Source organism: Ruegeria sp. B11, from assembly GCF_056539785.1.
In genome coordinates this window covers 112697-128402 of the sequence record NZ_JBQFVO010000002.1, presented here as the reverse complement: position 1 = coordinate 128402, position 15706 = coordinate 112697, and the positions used below count along the sequence as shown (strand labels likewise).

The 15706-nt window shown below is 58.7% G+C and carries 16 protein-coding genes; 6 read left to right on the top strand and 10 right to left on the bottom strand.

From position 1 onward, the window contains the following. Positions 1 to 36: 36 nt before the first annotated feature. Positions 37 to 543, top strand: a complete 507-nt coding sequence (locus ACR0I1_RS08355) for a DUF721 domain-containing protein (protein ID WP_170398930.1) — start codon at positions 37 to 39, stop codon at positions 541 to 543. A gap of 14 nt (positions 544 to 557) precedes the next feature. Beyond that, positions 558 to 1223: a DsbA family protein gene (locus ACR0I1_RS08350; RefSeq protein WP_170398926.1), complete on the top strand. Its 666-nt coding sequence runs from the start codon at positions 558 to 560 to the stop codon at positions 1221 to 1223. Between the two features lie 38 nt (positions 1224 to 1261). Here ACR0I1_RS08350 and lpxK read toward each other — a convergent pair whose 3' ends face one another. The 5 genes from lpxK to ACR0I1_RS08325 all read right to left on the bottom strand — a co-directional run bounded on the left by lpxK (position 1262) and on the right by ACR0I1_RS08325 (position 7261). Further along, complete coding sequence (gene lpxK / locus ACR0I1_RS08345; RefSeq protein WP_480705874.1) at positions 1262 to 2260, bottom strand: tetraacyldisaccharide 4'-kinase; 999 nt, start codon at positions 2258 to 2260, stop codon at positions 1262 to 1264. Next, positions 2247 to 3482, bottom strand: a complete 1236-nt coding sequence (locus ACR0I1_RS08340; RefSeq protein WP_170508919.1) for a glycosyltransferase N-terminal domain-containing protein — start codon at positions 3480 to 3482, stop codon at positions 2247 to 2249. The genes lpxK and ACR0I1_RS08340 overlap by 14 nt, the downstream gene beginning before the upstream one ends. Further along, a complete protein-coding gene (locus ACR0I1_RS08335) occupies positions 3479 to 4279 on the bottom strand; it encodes a 3'(2'),5'-bisphosphate nucleotidase CysQ (RefSeq protein WP_170406723.1) in 801 nt (266 codons plus the stop codon). Before ACR0I1_RS08335 ends, ACR0I1_RS08340 begins: the two co-directional genes overlap by 4 nt. Next, entirely contained in the window at positions 4266 to 5612 is a 1347-nt protein-coding gene (locus ACR0I1_RS08330) for a TldD/PmbA family protein (protein WP_170818408.1), read from the bottom strand. Before ACR0I1_RS08330 ends, ACR0I1_RS08335 begins: the two co-directional genes overlap by 14 nt. Before the next feature lie 125 nt (positions 5613 to 5737). After that, on the bottom strand, positions 5738 to 7261 hold the full coding sequence (locus ACR0I1_RS08325; protein WP_480705872.1) for a DUF2125 domain-containing protein: 1524 nt from the start codon (positions 7259 to 7261) through the stop codon (positions 5738 to 5740). Between the two features lie 132 nt (positions 7262 to 7393). On the opposite strand from ACR0I1_RS08325, the gene ACR0I1_RS08320 reads away from it, so the two are divergent. From ACR0I1_RS08320 to ACR0I1_RS08310, 3 genes are read left to right on the top strand one after another with little or no spacing between them, the layout of a single operon-like run. Beyond that, positions 7394 to 8143, top strand: a complete 750-nt coding sequence (locus ACR0I1_RS08320; RefSeq protein WP_170611320.1) for an SDR family oxidoreductase — start codon at positions 7394 to 7396, stop codon at positions 8141 to 8143. Further along, entirely contained in the window at positions 8140 to 8748 is a 609-nt protein-coding gene (locus ACR0I1_RS08315) for an enoyl-CoA hydratase/isomerase family protein (protein WP_480705870.1), read from the top strand. The genes ACR0I1_RS08320 and ACR0I1_RS08315 overlap by 4 nt, the downstream gene beginning before the upstream one ends. Further along, the gene (locus ACR0I1_RS08310) at positions 8745 to 9482 is read left to right on the top strand and encodes a VOC family protein (protein ID WP_480705868.1); all 738 of its coding nucleotides are present in this window, start codon (positions 8745 to 8747) and stop codon (positions 9480 to 9482) included. The genes ACR0I1_RS08315 and ACR0I1_RS08310 overlap by 4 nt, the downstream gene beginning before the upstream one ends. Here ACR0I1_RS08310 and ACR0I1_RS08305 read toward each other — a convergent pair whose 3' ends face one another. Continuing rightward, positions 9483 to 9779: an HNH endonuclease gene (locus ACR0I1_RS08305; RefSeq protein ID WP_480705866.1), complete on the bottom strand. Its 297-nt coding sequence runs from the start codon at positions 9777 to 9779 to the stop codon at positions 9483 to 9485. It lies immediately after the preceding gene. Between the two features lie 44 nt (positions 9780 to 9823). Between ACR0I1_RS08305 and ACR0I1_RS08300 the strand changes: the two genes are divergently transcribed. Then, the gene (locus ACR0I1_RS08300) at positions 9824 to 11002 is read left to right on the top strand and encodes a TIGR03862 family flavoprotein (RefSeq protein WP_480705864.1); all 1179 of its coding nucleotides are present in this window, start codon (positions 9824 to 9826) and stop codon (positions 11000 to 11002) included. Positions 11003 to 11005: 3 nt separating this feature from the next. Here the strand turns inward: ACR0I1_RS08300 and holA are convergent, their stop codons facing one another. From holA to ACR0I1_RS08280, 4 genes are all read right to left on the bottom strand, one after another. Next, complete coding sequence (gene holA, locus ACR0I1_RS08295) at positions 11006 to 12034, bottom strand: DNA polymerase III subunit delta (protein ID WP_480567918.1); 1029 nt, start codon at positions 12032 to 12034, stop codon at positions 11006 to 11008. Then, entirely contained in the window at positions 12031 to 12522 is a 492-nt protein-coding gene (lptE, locus tag ACR0I1_RS08290) for an LPS assembly lipoprotein LptE (RefSeq protein WP_480705862.1), read from the bottom strand. The genes holA and lptE overlap by 4 nt, the downstream gene beginning before the upstream one ends. Further along, positions 12509 to 15061: a leucine--tRNA ligase gene (gene leuS, locus ACR0I1_RS08285; protein ID WP_480705860.1), complete on the bottom strand. Its 2553-nt coding sequence runs from the start codon at positions 15059 to 15061 to the stop codon at positions 12509 to 12511. The genes lptE and leuS overlap by 14 nt, the downstream gene beginning before the upstream one ends. A 72-nt stretch (positions 15062 to 15133) precedes the next feature. Continuing rightward, entirely contained in the window at positions 15134 to 15616 is a 483-nt protein-coding gene (locus ACR0I1_RS08280) for a DUF3576 domain-containing protein (RefSeq protein WP_170398884.1), read from the bottom strand. Positions 15617 to 15706 lie beyond the last annotated feature (90 nt).

Here is a 15706-nt window from a genome sequence, read left to right as displayed (position 1 = left end):
GCCTATTACAATAGCGGCGCAGGAGTTGGAAACCAGATGCAACGCAGACGTTCCTCGACCCGCGGGTTCAAGCGCACCGCCACTTTGCTGAACGACCGGATCAGGCAGGCCGGGGAAAGCCGGGGATTTGCCGTCTCGCGCCTTTTGACCCATTGGGCCGAGATTGTGGGCCAGGACATCGCGTCGATCGCCCGGCCGGTGAATGTGGGATACGCCAAGGGTGGCTTTGGCGCGACACTGACGGTGCTGACAACCGGGCCGCAGGCGCCAATGCTAGAGATGCAGAAAGAACAGCTGCGCGACAAAGTGAATGCGGTCTATGGTTACAACGCGATCAATCGGGTGCGTATCACCCAGACCGCGCCTACCGGATTTGCTGAGGGGCAGGCGAGTTTCGATCACAAACCGAAACAGACGAAACCGGTTGTTTCACCAGAAATCGCAGCTGAGGCCGACAATGTGTCGCGCGCGGTTGATGATGAAGATTTGCGCGCGGCCCTTGAACGTTTGGGCCGCAACGTTTTATCCAGACAGAAACGCTAAGAAAGGGCTGATGAATGAGCCGGATTGCAACCGTAATATGTGCGGCTGTCGCCGTGGCCGCTGGCGGCTATTGGCTGACAACGTCGAGTAACACGATCCCTTCGAACCCGCTTGTTGGTGCTGCTGAGGCGCAAGAGGCGGATTTGGACACCTCGACCATCGTCGAGATGGTGCAGGGGGCCGAAGACGCGCCAGTCGAGATCATCGAATATGCATCGTACACCTGCCCGCATTGCGCGAATTTCCATCAGGGCGCGTACAAGCAGCTCAAAAAGGACTTCATCGATACCGGCAAGGTAAAGTTCACTTACCGTGAGGTGTATTTCGACCGCTATGGCCTGTGGGCCTCGATGGTCGCGCGCTGTGCAGGACCTGAAAAGTTCTTTGGCATCACCGACCTGCTGTATGAAGGCCAGTCGGAATGGACCCGTGCCGGAGGTCCTGCCGAAATCGTTGATGAACTGCGCAAGATCGGGCGTCTCGCTGGCATAGACAATGATCAGCTTGAGGCTTGCCTGCAGGACGGTACCCGCGCGCAGACACTGGTGGCCTGGTATCAGGAAAATGCCGAACGCGATGGAATTCAGGCGACGCCTACTTTCGTCGTGAATGGGAAGAAGGTTGAAAATCAGCCTTATGACGACTTCAAGACGCTGATCGAAGCCGAGCTTGGCAGCTAAATCCTGAATGGTCAGCCTGTTTTGGGCTGGCCATCTGCCTAAGGTGAAGGCGCGGCCTTCGCCAACAACTCTTTGACTTTGTCATCCTGATTGATTTGCAACCGAACCGGTAGGGTCAGAACTTTGCTGCGGAAAGTGGCGGGCAGGCGCACGGCGTCTTTCTCGGTTGTCACCAGTTGCGCGCCCAGTGCTTTGGCCTCGTTCTCAAGCCGCGTCATCAGCGCTGAAGTCAGTGGTTGGTGATCATCCAGTGCCTCGGCCCGCAGCAGTTTCGCGCCTTGCTGTCGCAGAGTTCCAAAGAACTTATCCGGATAGCCTATGCCCGCAAAGGCCAGAACCGGTGTATTGTTCCAGTCCATTCCGGTTTGGAGCGGATACACCTCGCCGGTGGCGTGTGGGACCGTCAGGGCAGGTTCCCATCTTTCTGAAAATGTTGACTGCGCTGCGGCGTCCCCAAGCGACAACACGAGATCGGCACGTTTCAATCCAACGGCCACAGGCTCTCGCAGTGGACCAGCAGGAAGGCAAAGGCCATTGCCAAATCCGAGCCGCGCATCCACCACGATGATGGAAAAATCCTTGGCAACTGCGGGGTTCTGAAAGCCGTCGTCCAGCACGATCGCGGTCGCCCCTGCCGCTGCGGCTGCCTGCGCGCCCGCTGCACGATCTTTGGCGACCCAGACCTCGGCAAACGCGGCGAGTAACAGGGGTTCATCCCCGACCTGAGCCGCTGTGTGTTTGCGCGGGTCGACCTGCACCGGGCCTTCCAGCGAGCCACCATGGCCTTTGGTCACGACATGAGGTTGATGCCAGGTATCCCTCAAATATTCCAAAACCCAGATCACCGTCGGTGTCTTCCCTGTGCCACCGGCATTCAGGTTGCCAACGCAGATAACCGGTACGCCCGGCGAGATGCCTTGCCCGCTCGCCACGCGACGGGCGGTTGCAGCGGCATAGAGGCGACCAAGTGGCGCCAACAGCCTGGCGCGCAGATCCAACCGATCAGGGGCTGAGTTCCAGAAGTCAGGTGCCCGCATCGTCACGCCCTCGCCGGTCCAGTGTATCCTGTACCATATCGATCAGTTGGTCCGCCTGTGGAGCCCCTTCGGTGACAATCCGCCATCCGGCCAATGCCATGTCTGCTGTGCGGTCAGGTGCCAACAATTCGACAACGCCATCGCCCAACTCTGTTGCGGTTCGTATCTTCAACGCGGCTTTTGCCTGCCCCAATCTGTCATAGAGACTGCGATGCTTGCTGACATGAGGCCCATGGATTACCGCAGATCCCAAGGCGACTGCGGTCAGAGGGTCGTGCCCCCGCGCCCCGCGTTCCAGTGAACTTCCCATGAAGGTAACTGCGGATACACGATGCCAAAGGCCCAGATCCTCGGGCTCGGCTGTTAGAATCACTTGTGTGGTGTCTTCGATTGGATGGCCTTCATCCCAGTTGGCGCATCGAAGGTCCATCGCTTCGAGGCGTTTAAACAAGGGCGCTGACTCGGACATATCCGCCACATGCAGGACCAAAGCCAGACGTGGCAGCATCCGCAAGGCCTGACGATGGGCCGTCAGAACCGAGATGAATTCCTTGTCCTGAACCCATGCGGCCAGCCAAACCGGGCGCCCGGCCATTGTGTGAGTGGTTTCGATCAATTCATCTTCGGGCCAGGGCTCTGGGTTGGGGCTGATATGAAGTGGTGGCGCGACCGAGATTTTTGCCGAGTTCACTCCCAGGCGTCGGATTTGGCGTGCGCTGTCATCATTGGGCGCAAGTATCGCTGTAAAGCAATCCAGCGTGTATCGCGTGATATCAGGTAGCCAACGTCCACCCCTTGCGGTTTTCACGTCGACCACAGCCTCAAGCAAAATTAGCGGAATGCCCCGCTCCTGTGCGCGTGTTATGACATTGGGCATCAGCCCACCGCCAAACCACAGCCCCATATCAGGGCGCCAGTGATCCAAGAACGTGCGCGCCGCGCCGGTATGCTCGGCGGGCAGCATTGTGATCGGGGTATCGCAATCTTCCCAGTCCTTCAGATCAACATCGGGTGGGGCGGTCAGCAACAGCGAAAGTTCTGGTCGCACAGACAGCAGCCGACGGCAAATATTGTCGACGGCCCGCAACCGATCGGGTGTACTGACATGGACCCACAGAAGTTCACCTTCCGGGCGCGCAATCTCGGGGTGACCCGTGCTTTGCGGGACGCCCCAGGACAGGACTCGATAGGCCGCAAGGCTCAGAGATCGCGGCTTGCTCATGCCGGAATTCCGGCCCCATTCGGGTTAAGTCGGGTCTGAAGGTCCGAATGCACCGCTGAACCTGCCGCCACCACGCCGTTCAGGCGCGGGTGGGTATTGTTGAAGCGCAGAGGTTGCCCCAAACGATCGGTACAGAGCCCGCCTGCCTCGCGCAGGATCAGATCTCCGGCGGCGATATCCCATTCCCAACTGGGTCGCAACGTCAGCATCCCGTCAAACCGTCCCTGCGCAACCAGCGCCATCCGATAGGCCAGAGACGGGCGGTATACACGGCGAAAGTCAGGTGCAGCACCGGATTGCCAGTGGCGCGGATCTAGATTGGGTTTTGCCGCCAAAATCTCGGCTTCGGGCAGGTGCGCTTGCCCTGACACTTGGATGGCAGTGCCATTCAACGTTGCACCTTGCCCTTTTGCAGCCGCATACAGCAGATCACGTAAGGGCAGGTAGATGACGGCTGCCGTGACCTCACCGTTCTCGGTTACGGCCAGCGAATGGGCCCATGTGCGCGACCCCTCGGCAAAACTGCGGGTGCCGTCGATGGGATCGATGACGAAGACCCGATCACGGGCCAGACGATCGGGTGAATCCTCGGTTTCTTCGCTCAGCCAGCCATAATCCGGGCGGGCCGCCTGCAGATCACGTTCTAGCATCGCGTTGACGGCCAGATCGGCCTCGGTCACCGGGCCTGCGCCTTCGGGTTTATCCCAGCGCTGGGCATCAGGACCCGAATAGCGCGTGGCGATCTTTCCGGCCTCAAGCGCAGCGTCGATCAGCAGGGGCAGGTCAGTTGCCGGCAAGTGTCATCCCTTCGATCAACAGCGAGGGTACAACGCGCGATAGGTAAGGCCGCGCATCGTTTGCCGGAATGATTCGCATCAGCATGTCGCGAAGATTGCCAGCGATGGTACACTCGTTGACGGGATGGGTGATCTCGCCGTTCTCAACCCAAAATCCCGAAGCGCCGCGTGAATAGTCGCCGGTATTCGGATTGATGGTCGATCCGATCATCGAAGTGACCAAAAGCCCGGTACCCATGTCGCGCAACAACTCGGCGCGGGTCTTCTCGCCTTGCGTCAGGCTCAGGTTCCAGTTGCTGGGCGACGGCGGCCCGGATACGCCGCGCGCTGCGTTGCCGGTCGAGGTCATTCCCAATTTGCGGGCGCTGGACAGGTCTAACGTCCAACCGGTCAGAACGCCATCTTCAACGATTGCCCTGCGCCGTGTTGCCAGCCCTTCGGCATCGAACGGGCGCGAGCCCGAAATGCGCGGGCGATGCGGGTCTTCAATCAAAGACAAATGTGCCGGTAGAACCTGTTGCCCAAGGCTTTCCTTCAGCCACGAGGCCCCGCGGGCTATCGCCGCGCCATTGCTGGCGGCCAGCAGATGGCCGATCAGGGATGATGAAATACGTTCGTCGAACACCACCGGAAAACTGCCGGTCTGGGGCTTGCGTGCTCCCACGATCTGAACCGCACGTTCACCAGCCGTGCGACCAATCTCGGCGGGGCTGCGCAGGTCAGACTGAAAAGTCCGGCTGTCACCGTCATAGTCACGCTCCATTCCCGTCCCTTCGCCGGAAATGGCGACGCATGAGGTTGAACGGCTGCTGCGCATGTAGCCATCCGAAAAGCCGTTTGTTGCGGCAAGATGGACCCGGTGGGTACCATAGGCGGCCGCAGCGTCGGACACCTGTGAGACTCCCGCAACGTCCAGCGCTGCTGCCTCTGCCGCCAGCGCATCCTGCATCAGAGCTTCAGCGCTGGGTTCAGGGGCTGGGTCAAACAGCTCCAGCGCGTCGATATTACAGTCGGCGACCAATTGGTCAGGCGCGGCCAAGCCGGTGAACGGATCTTCGGGCGCTTCCCGTGCCATGGCCACGGCGCGCTCGGCCATCGCGGTAAGCGTATCGGGGCGACTATCCGAACTGGATACGATTGCCTGCTGTTTGCCAAGGAAGACCCGCAGCCCCAGATCGGTCGCTTCCGAGCGTTCGGCATGTTCCAATGCACCACTACGTACTTCCACAGAAACGGATGAGCCATCAATTACTATGGCATCCGCTGCCTCGGCACCTGCCTTGCGGGCTGCATTCAGCAGCTCTTCACTGATTGTTTGAGGTGTTCGCGTCATGAGGCCTCCGGTCTTGTTGTTCTGGACCTAGCCTCGGATAGCCTGTCCCGCAAGGCCTGCAGCCCACTGGCTTTATGTGCCTCGGGCGGGAAAGGCCAGCGCAGCGGCCTTTCCCGATTTGTTTGTCACTTGATACGCTGACCGTTGGCCAGGATCTGTCCATCCTCGGTAAACTCGATTTTCGAGTTCAACGTGTCCGGTTCTTCGCCCGGAACAGCCATCAGACCCATCATCATACGCGCGCCCAGCGCGTCGTTTTCCGACACAAAGCCCATGCCGATCAGCTTGTCCAGCAGAGCGTTGGCCCCAACAAGTTTCAAGTTGGCGACACCCGACGGGGCAGGCAGGCCATCAAACTCTTCCGTGTTGGAGTTGTCGAACGCAAAGTCGCCATCACCGCTCAATTGGGCTCCGACCAATGATACGAGAAGCTTATTGATCTTCAGCGAGTGCAGCTCGCCCGGAACGATATCAGATGTCTCAAGCTCTTCGACGGCTTCCGGGTCCATGAAATCGACCAGAACTTTGGCGGTGCCGGTTGCATCCAGCGCGATGGTCGCCGGATCGCGCGGCAGCGCACTAGCAGGGTCGAACATGCTCCACAACACGTCGGACATGGTGAAATCCGTCAGGTTCATGCCAAATCCAAATGGCTGGATTTCTTCCGAGGCCTGCACCGGAAGCTCGAATTTCAGCCCTGCATTTGCCATCGCGATCTCGATTGGAAAAGGCAGATCCGACGTGGTGACGGCTAGTTTGGTGCTGTTCTGCGCAAGATCGTAGACAAGGCGCTGTGCATCGATGCTGCCGGTAAAGCTGCCTCCTTCGGAACTGCTGCTGAGCGAGAATGGCTCACCCTCGGCAGTGCCTGCCATTTCGGTGCTGCCCGAGGCGTATGTGAATGTACCTGAAGCGGCAAATCCGGCCTTGTAGATGTCTTCAATGTTGGCGACATCCATACCGGGTGGGATGATTGTATCGCCATCAAATTTCAAACCATCTAATTTACCGCTGATCCGGCCCGTGTCTTCACTTTCGGGCTCGTTGAAGGCCACATCATAGGACAGGCTGCTGGCCGTGAACTGCTGCGCGATATCGCGCATCTCGCCGATCTGCATCTGCGATGTGCCTGCGATTTCGTTCATCTGAACGTTCAAGGCAAACATGTCGCTGGATACGGTTTCGCCATCAAACTCCATCGAGTCCATCGACAGAGTCAGGCTGTTCGCCGTATAGTCATATGTCATGTTTTCGGGGGTACCCGAAACGACCATTTCCAAGGCGTCGTGAGCGTACATCAGATCAGCCGAAAATGTCTCGCCCTCGGCTTCACCGGAAATTGTCATCGGGAAGCTGGCAGGAAAGCCGATATTGACTGTACCGTCGCCATTTTCGGTCAACGTCATCTCGGGGATGACCATGTCGAAGGTGCCTTCGGTGTCCGGAATGGCCATGGCCATCGTCATGTTCGCGATGGTGGTGACGTTGCCGGAAACGCTCTGATCGCCAGTGACGTCATAGCCCATGCCGCCCAGATAAGCCTGCCAATCGGCCCAGACATCATTGGCGGTAACATCTGCAAACGTGCCGTTGGTTGCAACAGCATAGGCCAAAGCTGCACCGCAGCTACGGCGAAGGAAAACAGTCATAATAGAACCCTTCTTGATCAATTTGCCGGCATGGTCGTGCCTGTAGCGGCCAGCGTCAAGGGGGAAGGGGTGGACCAATTCCCCATTTGCAGGGTACGAGTTAAGACAATTTCAAATGCAGGGATTTAAACGATGCATATGCAAGGGAAAACGGTACTGATCACAGGGGCAAGCCGAGGCATCGGAGCGGAAGCCGGGCGCGTTTTTGCCGCAGCTGGGGCCAATGTGGCCTTGGTCGCCCGCAGCCGCGATCAGATTGACGCTCTGGCTGCGGCATTGGGTGAAAACGCCATGGCGCTGGCCTGCGACGTCAGCGATTTTTCCCAGTTTGAACAGACAGTTGCCGATTGCATCGACCGGTTCGGCAAGCTGGATGTGCTAATCGGGAACGCGGGCGTCATTGATCCGATCTTTCATCTGTCGAATGCCGACACCCGGGCCTGGAGCCAAGCAATCGACATCAACCTGAAAGGTGTCTTTTACGGAATGCGTGCCGTCCTGCCCATCATGCGGGCAGCAGGCGGCGGGACCGTTCTGACAGTCTCGTCCGGTGCCGCGTCGAACCCGGTCGAAGCCTGGAGCCACTATTGCGCATCAAAAGCCGGGGCCAAGATGCTGACCGAATGCCTGCATCTGGAAGAGGCGCATCACGGTATTCGCGCAATGGGCCTGTCCCCGGGAACTGTGGCCACAGATATGCAGCGGGTGATCAAGGCCAGCGGAATCAATCCAGTAAGTCAGCTGGATTGGGACGATCACATCCCCGCAGACTGGCCCGCGCGGGCGTTGATGTGGATGTGCTCGGCAGATGCGGATGAGTTCTTGGGGACCGAGATATCGCTGCGCAACGAAGACATCCGAAAAAGGGTTGGGCTGACGTGATCGAACTGACACAGGATAATGGGCTGTGGACCGTCACGTTGAACAATCCGGATAAGGCCAATGCGCTGACCTCAGCGATGCTTAGCGAATTGGTACGCATCGCAGAGGCGGCAACCGAGGCACGTGCATTGATCCTGACGGGGGCGGGCCGGGTCTTCAGTGCGGGCGCCGATCTTGAAGAAGCGCGGGCGGGCCTTGCGACCTCCGATCTTTGGGAGAGGTTGTCGGGTGCCATTGCCGCCTTGCCCTGCCTGACGGTGGCCGCGCTCAACGGCACTTTGGCCGGTGGAGCCAACGGTATGGTGCTGGCCTGTGACCTGCGTATCGCAGTGCCCTCGGCCAAGTTCTTTTACCCGGTCATGAAGCTGGGATTCTTGCCGCAGCCCTCGGATCCCAAGCGGATGGCAGAGTTGATCGGTCCGGCCAGAACCCGACTCATACTGATGGCGGGACAGACGATTTCTGCAGAAGAAGCTTATAGCTTTGGGCTGGTTGATCGGGTGGTTGAGCCCGAACATTTGATACCAACTGCACAAGAACTTGTAGCCGACAGCCTGTCCGCAGATCCGTCGGTTGCTGCGGGCATAGCCGGATTGTGCCCATGAGGTTGGCCGCGCTCCGATTGCGGGTGGCGGACCCAGATGCGTTGGCGGCGTTTTATCGTGATGCGCTTGGCATGTCTGTCAGGGTTGAAGGCGCCAATCGTCGTCTTGGATATTCCGGTCAGGATGCCGATCTGTTGCTGATGCCGGGCGGCGGGGGCTACCGCCATGATCCGGGGCAGCGGTATTGGAAGATCGGGATCACGTTGCCGGATGTTGATCTTGCCGCAGAACACCTGCGCCAGAAGGGTATCCCGGTCAGCGCGCCGCGGCAGTTTCTGGATATCGGCTATATGTGCCATCTGAATGACCCCGAAGGGTTTGCCATTGAACTGCTGCAGCAGGATTTCGAGGGCAACCGACCGGTTGATGCTACAAGCCCGGACGCCCCCTTCGCGAAGGCCTGTATCGGCCAGATCACTTTGCGAACCGGCGATATTGTCGCCGAAGATGCGTTTTGCCGATCCATGGGACTGTCTTTGCTGTCTCTGCAGGATGTCGAACCTCACGGGTTCGATCTGCATTTCTATGCGTTCACCGCAGAGGAGCCTCCCAACCCCGATCTCTGGGCGGTTGAGAATCGCGAATGGCTGTGGAAGCGCCCATATACCACGTTGGAATACCAACACATCCCAAATGCCCGGTTTGCACCGGTGCCGGACTATCTTGGGATCGAAATTGAAGGGCTGGCTGACCCGAAAAAGGATGCATTCGGTGATCCCTGGCTTCCTGCCTGATCATCGCCCGCGTCGTTTTCCCGGCACTTTTGAGCGAAACCCCGGCGGGCGTTTGCGCACCCACATCAGGAACTTCTCGAGCCTCGGGTGGGCGCGGAGCGCATCGACAGTGTGGAAGTCACGCGCCAATTCGGCCTCGGTCAGTGTCGCGTGGATCTCTTTGTGGCATATCTGATGCAACAAAACGGTGGGCCCGCCCTTGCCTCCCTTAAGCTTTGGGATCAGATGGTGCAGGCTTCCACCACCTTCGGGGATCGGACGGTTGCAGAGCGGGCAGATCGGATCGGAATTTGCCATGACCTAACTTCGCGCTGATGCGTGTACAGGGCAAGAGGGACACAATGGCGCAAACCATGGTCATCGGGGCAGGGCCAGCGGGGTTAATGGCCGCCGAACAGCTTGCCGCCGCCGGGCACGAGGTTGCAGTGGCCGAAGCCAAGCCGTCTGTCGCGCGTAAATTCCTGATGGCGGGGAAGTCCGGCCTGAACCTGACCAAGGATGAGCCTTTTGACATGCTTATGGGCGCATACGGGGATGCAAAGGATTGGTTGCATCCGATGATACAAGCGTTTGACGCACAGGCGGTGAAGGCTTGGGCCGGTGATCTTGGGCAAGAGATGTTCACGGGCTCTACCGGGCGGGTGTTTCCGAAAGTCATGAAGGCCTCACCCTTGCTGCGGGCCTGGCTGGCCAGATTGGATCAGGCCGGTGTTCAGATCAGGACACGCTGGTGCTGGCAGGGATGGCAAGGTGGGGCGTTGGTTTTTGAGACGCCAGATGGCATGCAGTTTTGCTCGCCCGACGCGACGGTTTTGGCATTAGGGGGTGCCAGCTGGGCGCGGTTGGGTTCGGATGGGGCTTGGGCCCAATGGCTTGCGGACAGCGGAGTTGATCTAACACCGTTTGCACCGGCTAACGCCGCTCTGTCAGTCGATTGGAGCCCCTATATGCAGCCACATTTTGGCGCGGCGCTCAAATCGGTGCGGTGGATGGCGGGCGATCTGGATAGCCGTGGTGAGGCCACTATTTCCGCAAAAGGCCTGGAAGGTGGCGGTATGTATGCCCTGACCCCTGCGCTGCGGACGGGGGCGCCGCTGTTTGTTGATCTGGTCCCGGATGTGACGGCTGAAGGGATGCAGGCGCGATTGGACGCGAAGAAATCAAAGGCAACGCTTTCGCATTGGTTGAAGAATGGTCTGCGTCTGTCTCCGCAAAAGATCGCTTTGTTCCACGAAATGACTAAGAACCGCGCATTGAAGCAAACGCAATGGATCGGTGCGCTGAAAAACCTGCCCATCAGGTATGCTGGGCTACGCCCGATGGATGAGGCGATCTCAACCGCTGGCGGGGTAGCATCGGGTGCCGTGGACAGCGGTTTGATGCTGACTGCATGTCCGGGCGTTTTTTGCGCGGGCGAGATGCTGGATTGGGAAGCCCCGACCGGTGGTTATCTTCTGACCGCCTGTCTGGCGACGGGACGTTGGGCCGGTCAGTCGGCGGCAACGTGGTTGGCGCGCTAGGCCTTAACCCGATCGGGCCAGCATCGCCAGTCGGATCATTGCACGCTCTACCAGTGCCATCGCAGGTGCGGTTTGACCTGCCGAGCGCAAGGATAGGTCCGTATCTGTAAGGACGGTTAAAGCGGTCTGCAGCTTGGGCGCCCCCCATCCCTGAGCTTGCCTCAGGATCCGGTCACGTCGTTTGCCATAGACCGGAGGGCGCAGCTTGCCGATTCCCTGCGCCGCGCCTCCAGGGTCGGATGCGCAGGCATAGAGCGTTCGGAAATGCCGCGTCGCCCCAATACACAAGGTGACCCCGTTGGTGCCCTGCGCCTGCAGGCGTCGGATCAGGGGGCCGATTTCCTGTGCCCGGCCCTCGGCAACGACGTTCAATACATCATCCAGCGCCGCCTCGGTCGACCGCGGCGCACAGGCTTCAATATCTTCAATCGTCAGTTCACCGGCGTCACCGCGTTTGTAAAGCGACAGTTTCTCAACTGATTGAGTGAAATCACCAGGGCTGAGCGCCATTGCAAGTTCGCTAAGCGCCGACATCGAATCGCGCGGAATATTCTTCAATCCGGCTTGCGCCAGAATGCGCTCCACCTCGGCGCGCGAGGGCGGGTCATCGTAGATGCCAACAGCGTATGCGGCAGGGTTCGCTTCGAATGCTTTGCGGATTTTCGAGCTGGGTTTGAGCTGCCCGGCCGTTACGATGATCTGTGCATCACCATGATCCCAGTCTTCAAGGGCTGTTAGAATCGCAGGCGCTGCGACATCGGTGGCGTCTTCAACAAACACCGCGCGGGGACCGGGGAAAAATCCGACAGCCTTGACCGCGTCCAGCAACAGGGCCGGATCGCTGCGTAGATCGCTTCCGGGAATGCGGGTCAGGCGCATTTCCTCTTCAGCGCCGGATCCCAACAAAGCCGCCAGAACTTGCTGACGCTTTAGAGCAACGCGCATCGCGTCCGCCCCGTAGATCAACAGCCCGGCTTTGTCCGCGTCCGGCTTGGCAAAATACCCATCAGCCTCGCGCGGGCTCAGCTTCATGTGGACAGGCCCGGCGTGGCGTAAAGGCGATTTACGATCTGATCGGCCAGAATCACCATCAAGCGCTCGGTCGCGTCGCGTTCATCTGCCAGTGTAGACACGGTCGAGCCTGCAGCAGAATAACCGACAAATTCGGTAACGTTGCCCGAGGCGATGATTTGCCCGGTCGCATTGGATTTCAGCGCGTAAGTCGCATTCCCGTCGATCGTATAGCGATTGGTTTCATTCGCTGTGGTAATCGAGGCCCTGCGGGTGACCGTCGATACCCCGACATCCAGCTTGTATTCGTTGCCCGAGGTCGCGCTTCGACCTAATTTACGTTCCAGGTTTTGGACCAGCAGAAAGCTTTCGACCGTATTTGGTGCGGACACCTCGACCTTGCCATCCAAGGCCGAGCCTGATCCTCCGGGCGCATAAACCGGCTCGAACCCGCAAGCGGTGAGCGCCAGCGGCATCAATAACAGGGTTCTACGATCAAACGACGACATTAACGATCCGGCCCGGAACAACGATCACTTTCTTCGGTGCAGCGCCATCCAGCGCCTTTTGCACAGCTTCGGTGCTGAGGGCGATTTTTTCAACCTCTGCTTTATCCAGATCTTTGGCTACGCTGATCTCGGCCCGACGCTTGCCGTTGATCTGAATCGGCAGGGTTATGGTGTCATCGATCAGCATCGTCTCATCCGCGATGGGCCAAGGCGCGGTTGCAACCAGGCCTTCGCCGCCCAGCATCTGCCAAAGTTCTTCGGACAAGTGTGGCGTCATCGGCGACATCAGCTGCGCTAGTGTCTTGGCAGCCTCGCGCTTGACTGCAGAGCCCGCTTTGGATTTGGCAAGCGTGTTGGTGAATGCATAAAGCTTTGCGATAGATGCGTTAAAGCCAAAGGATTCGACCCCGCCCGATACGTCATGAATGGCTTTGTGCATCTCACGTAGCAGCGTTTCGTCATCTGCTGTGGCCGGCAAGTCCGATTCTGCGATTTCTGCGGCGATGCGGTGCACGCGGCTGAGATGTTTGAACGCGGCTTCGGCGCCCGACGCGGTCCATTCCACGTCGCGCTCAGGTGGGGAGTCGGACAGAACAAACCAGCGCGCAGTATCCGCACCAAAGGCCGAGATGATGCTGACCGGATCGACGACGTTCTTTTTCGACTTGGACATTTTGGCTGAGGGGATGATTTCAACCTCGGTGCCGTCGGTCAGCTTGCCGTCGGTCACGTCTTCGGGCAGGTGATATACCGGGCGACCGTTGGCGTCGCGTGTCTGATAAATTTCATGAGTCACCATGCCTTGAGTGAACAGCGCGTTGAACGGCTCAATCGCTTTCTTCGGCAAATGACCAGTGATGTTCATCGCCCGCGCGAAGAAGCGCGAATAGAGCAGGTGCAGAATCGCATGCTCGATCCCACCGATATATTGGTCGACATTCATCCAATACTCGGCTTCGGCAAGATCGGTGGGTGTTTCAGCGCGCGGGGCGGTGAAACGGGCGAAGTACCACGACGAATCGACAAACGTGTCCATCGTGTCAGTTTCCCGCTTGGCTGGAGCGCCGCAGGAAGGGCAAGGGGTGTCGCGCCAGCTGGGGTGGCGGTCCAGCGGGTTGCCGGGGATCGAAAAATCTATGGGTTTGCTGTTGCCGTCATCATAAGGCAGCTCGATCGGCAGATTATCTTTCTTCTCGGGGACCGTGCCGCATTGATCACAATGCACAACAGGAATCGGGCAGCCCCAATAGCGTTGGCGGCTGAGCCCCCAATCGCGCAGGCGGTATTTGGTAACACCTTCACCCCAACCGGCCTTTTCGGCGAAATCAACGGTGGCATTGATGGCCTCGTCACCCGTTGCCTCGGTGAGACGCGCAAAATGATTCACCCAGCGGACTTTTTCGGTTTTCGGTGGAACAAACGCGATTTTGTCGACTGGAGTGTCATCATCCAGTGCAAAGAATGTATCGACCACAGGCAGGCCGTATTTGCGACAGAAATCGAGGTCGCGTTGATCATGAGCTGGGCAGGCAAAGATGGCGCCGGTGCCATAGTCCATCAGGATAAAGTTGGCGATCCAGACCGGCAGCTCCCAGCTGGGGTCGAGTGGATGTTTTACACGTATGCCGGTGTCGTAACCCAGCTTTTCGGCGGTTTCGATCGCCTCTTCGGTGGTGCCGCCCTTGCGGCATTCGGCAACGAATTCAGCGACTTTCGGGTTTTCTGCCTCAAGCTGCTTGGCAATCGGATGATCGGGCGAGATGCCAACAAACGACGCGCCCATCAGCGTATCGGGCCGTGTCGTGTAGACGGTGATCGGCTCACCTCCATCGGTGCGTTCGAACCCGAATTGCAGGCCACGGGACTTGCCGATCCAGTTCTCTTGCATCAGGCGTACCTTGGCGGGCCAGTTATCCAGCGCATCCAGCGCGTCGAGCAGTTCCTCGGAATAATCGGAAATCTTGAAAAACCACTGAGTCAACTCGCGACGCTCAACCAAGGCGCCTGAACGCCAGCCACGGCCGTTTTCTACCTGTTCATTGGCCAAAACGGTCATATCGACCGGGTCCCAGTTCACCACGGCGTTCTTGCGATAAACCAGACCGGCCTTGAGCATATCCAGGAACAAAGCCTGCTGCTGGCCATAGTATTCCGGATCACAGGTGGCGAATTCACGAGACCAGTCGATCGACAGGCCCAGCGGCTTCATCTGTCCGCGCATGTCGGCGATATTGCCGTAGGTCCAATCTTTGGGGTGGCCACCACTGGCCATTGCGGCGTTTTCCGCAGGCATCCCGAACGCGTCCCAGCCCATCGGGTGCAGCACGTTATGACCGGTTGCGAGCTTGTGGCGGGCGATCACATCACCCATCGTGTAGTTGCGTACATGCCCCATGTGGATACGGCCAGACGGGTAGGGGAACATCTCAAGCACATAGTATTTCGGCTTGTCCGCCTTGTGATTGGCGGTGAAGATTCCGGCCTTGTCCCAGGCCTCCTGCCATTTTGCTTCGATTTCGTTGGCCGAGTAGCGCGACATCATGCGGTCCTTCGTGAATGAAAACGCCGGGTAGGAACCCGGCGTGGTAATAGTGTGATTTTTGTCGGGTTTCTAGAACTTGTTGTCCGCAATGCGTAGCTGACGCGCGCGAGACAGGATCGCATCTTCGACGGCGCGCGACGTTGCAGCGCTGACCGGAGAACCGCCACTGGTCTGAAGAGCTACGGACAAAGAACGCGCTTCCAAAGCGGGATCACTGATGTGAACTGTCGCGCGATAGGAACGCCCGCCGCCGGGCGGTGTGCCATAACCCGTTACGATCACTCCGGTAAACGGATCGACCTCTTGGATCGGCAAGAAATTCAGTACATCCAGCGATGCGGCCCACAGATAGCGATTTACCTGAGTGACCTGCTCTGAGGTGTTCGGGCCGAATACGTCCCAGATCGTCGAACGATTCGGGTCATTCAGTTCGCGTTCCTCTGTCGAGCTGCCATCAGCGGTCAACACACTTGCATCGCCCGGCGGTGGCCCTCCGCAGGCTGATAAGGCAGCCGTTACCATGATCAAACCTGGAATCGTAATACGGCGCATCGTTGGAAGGTCCCGTGTCACTTGTTTTGCTCTGTCGAGTGATACTCCTAGACAAGGACCCGTACAGCAACAACCCTATTCTTTTATGAT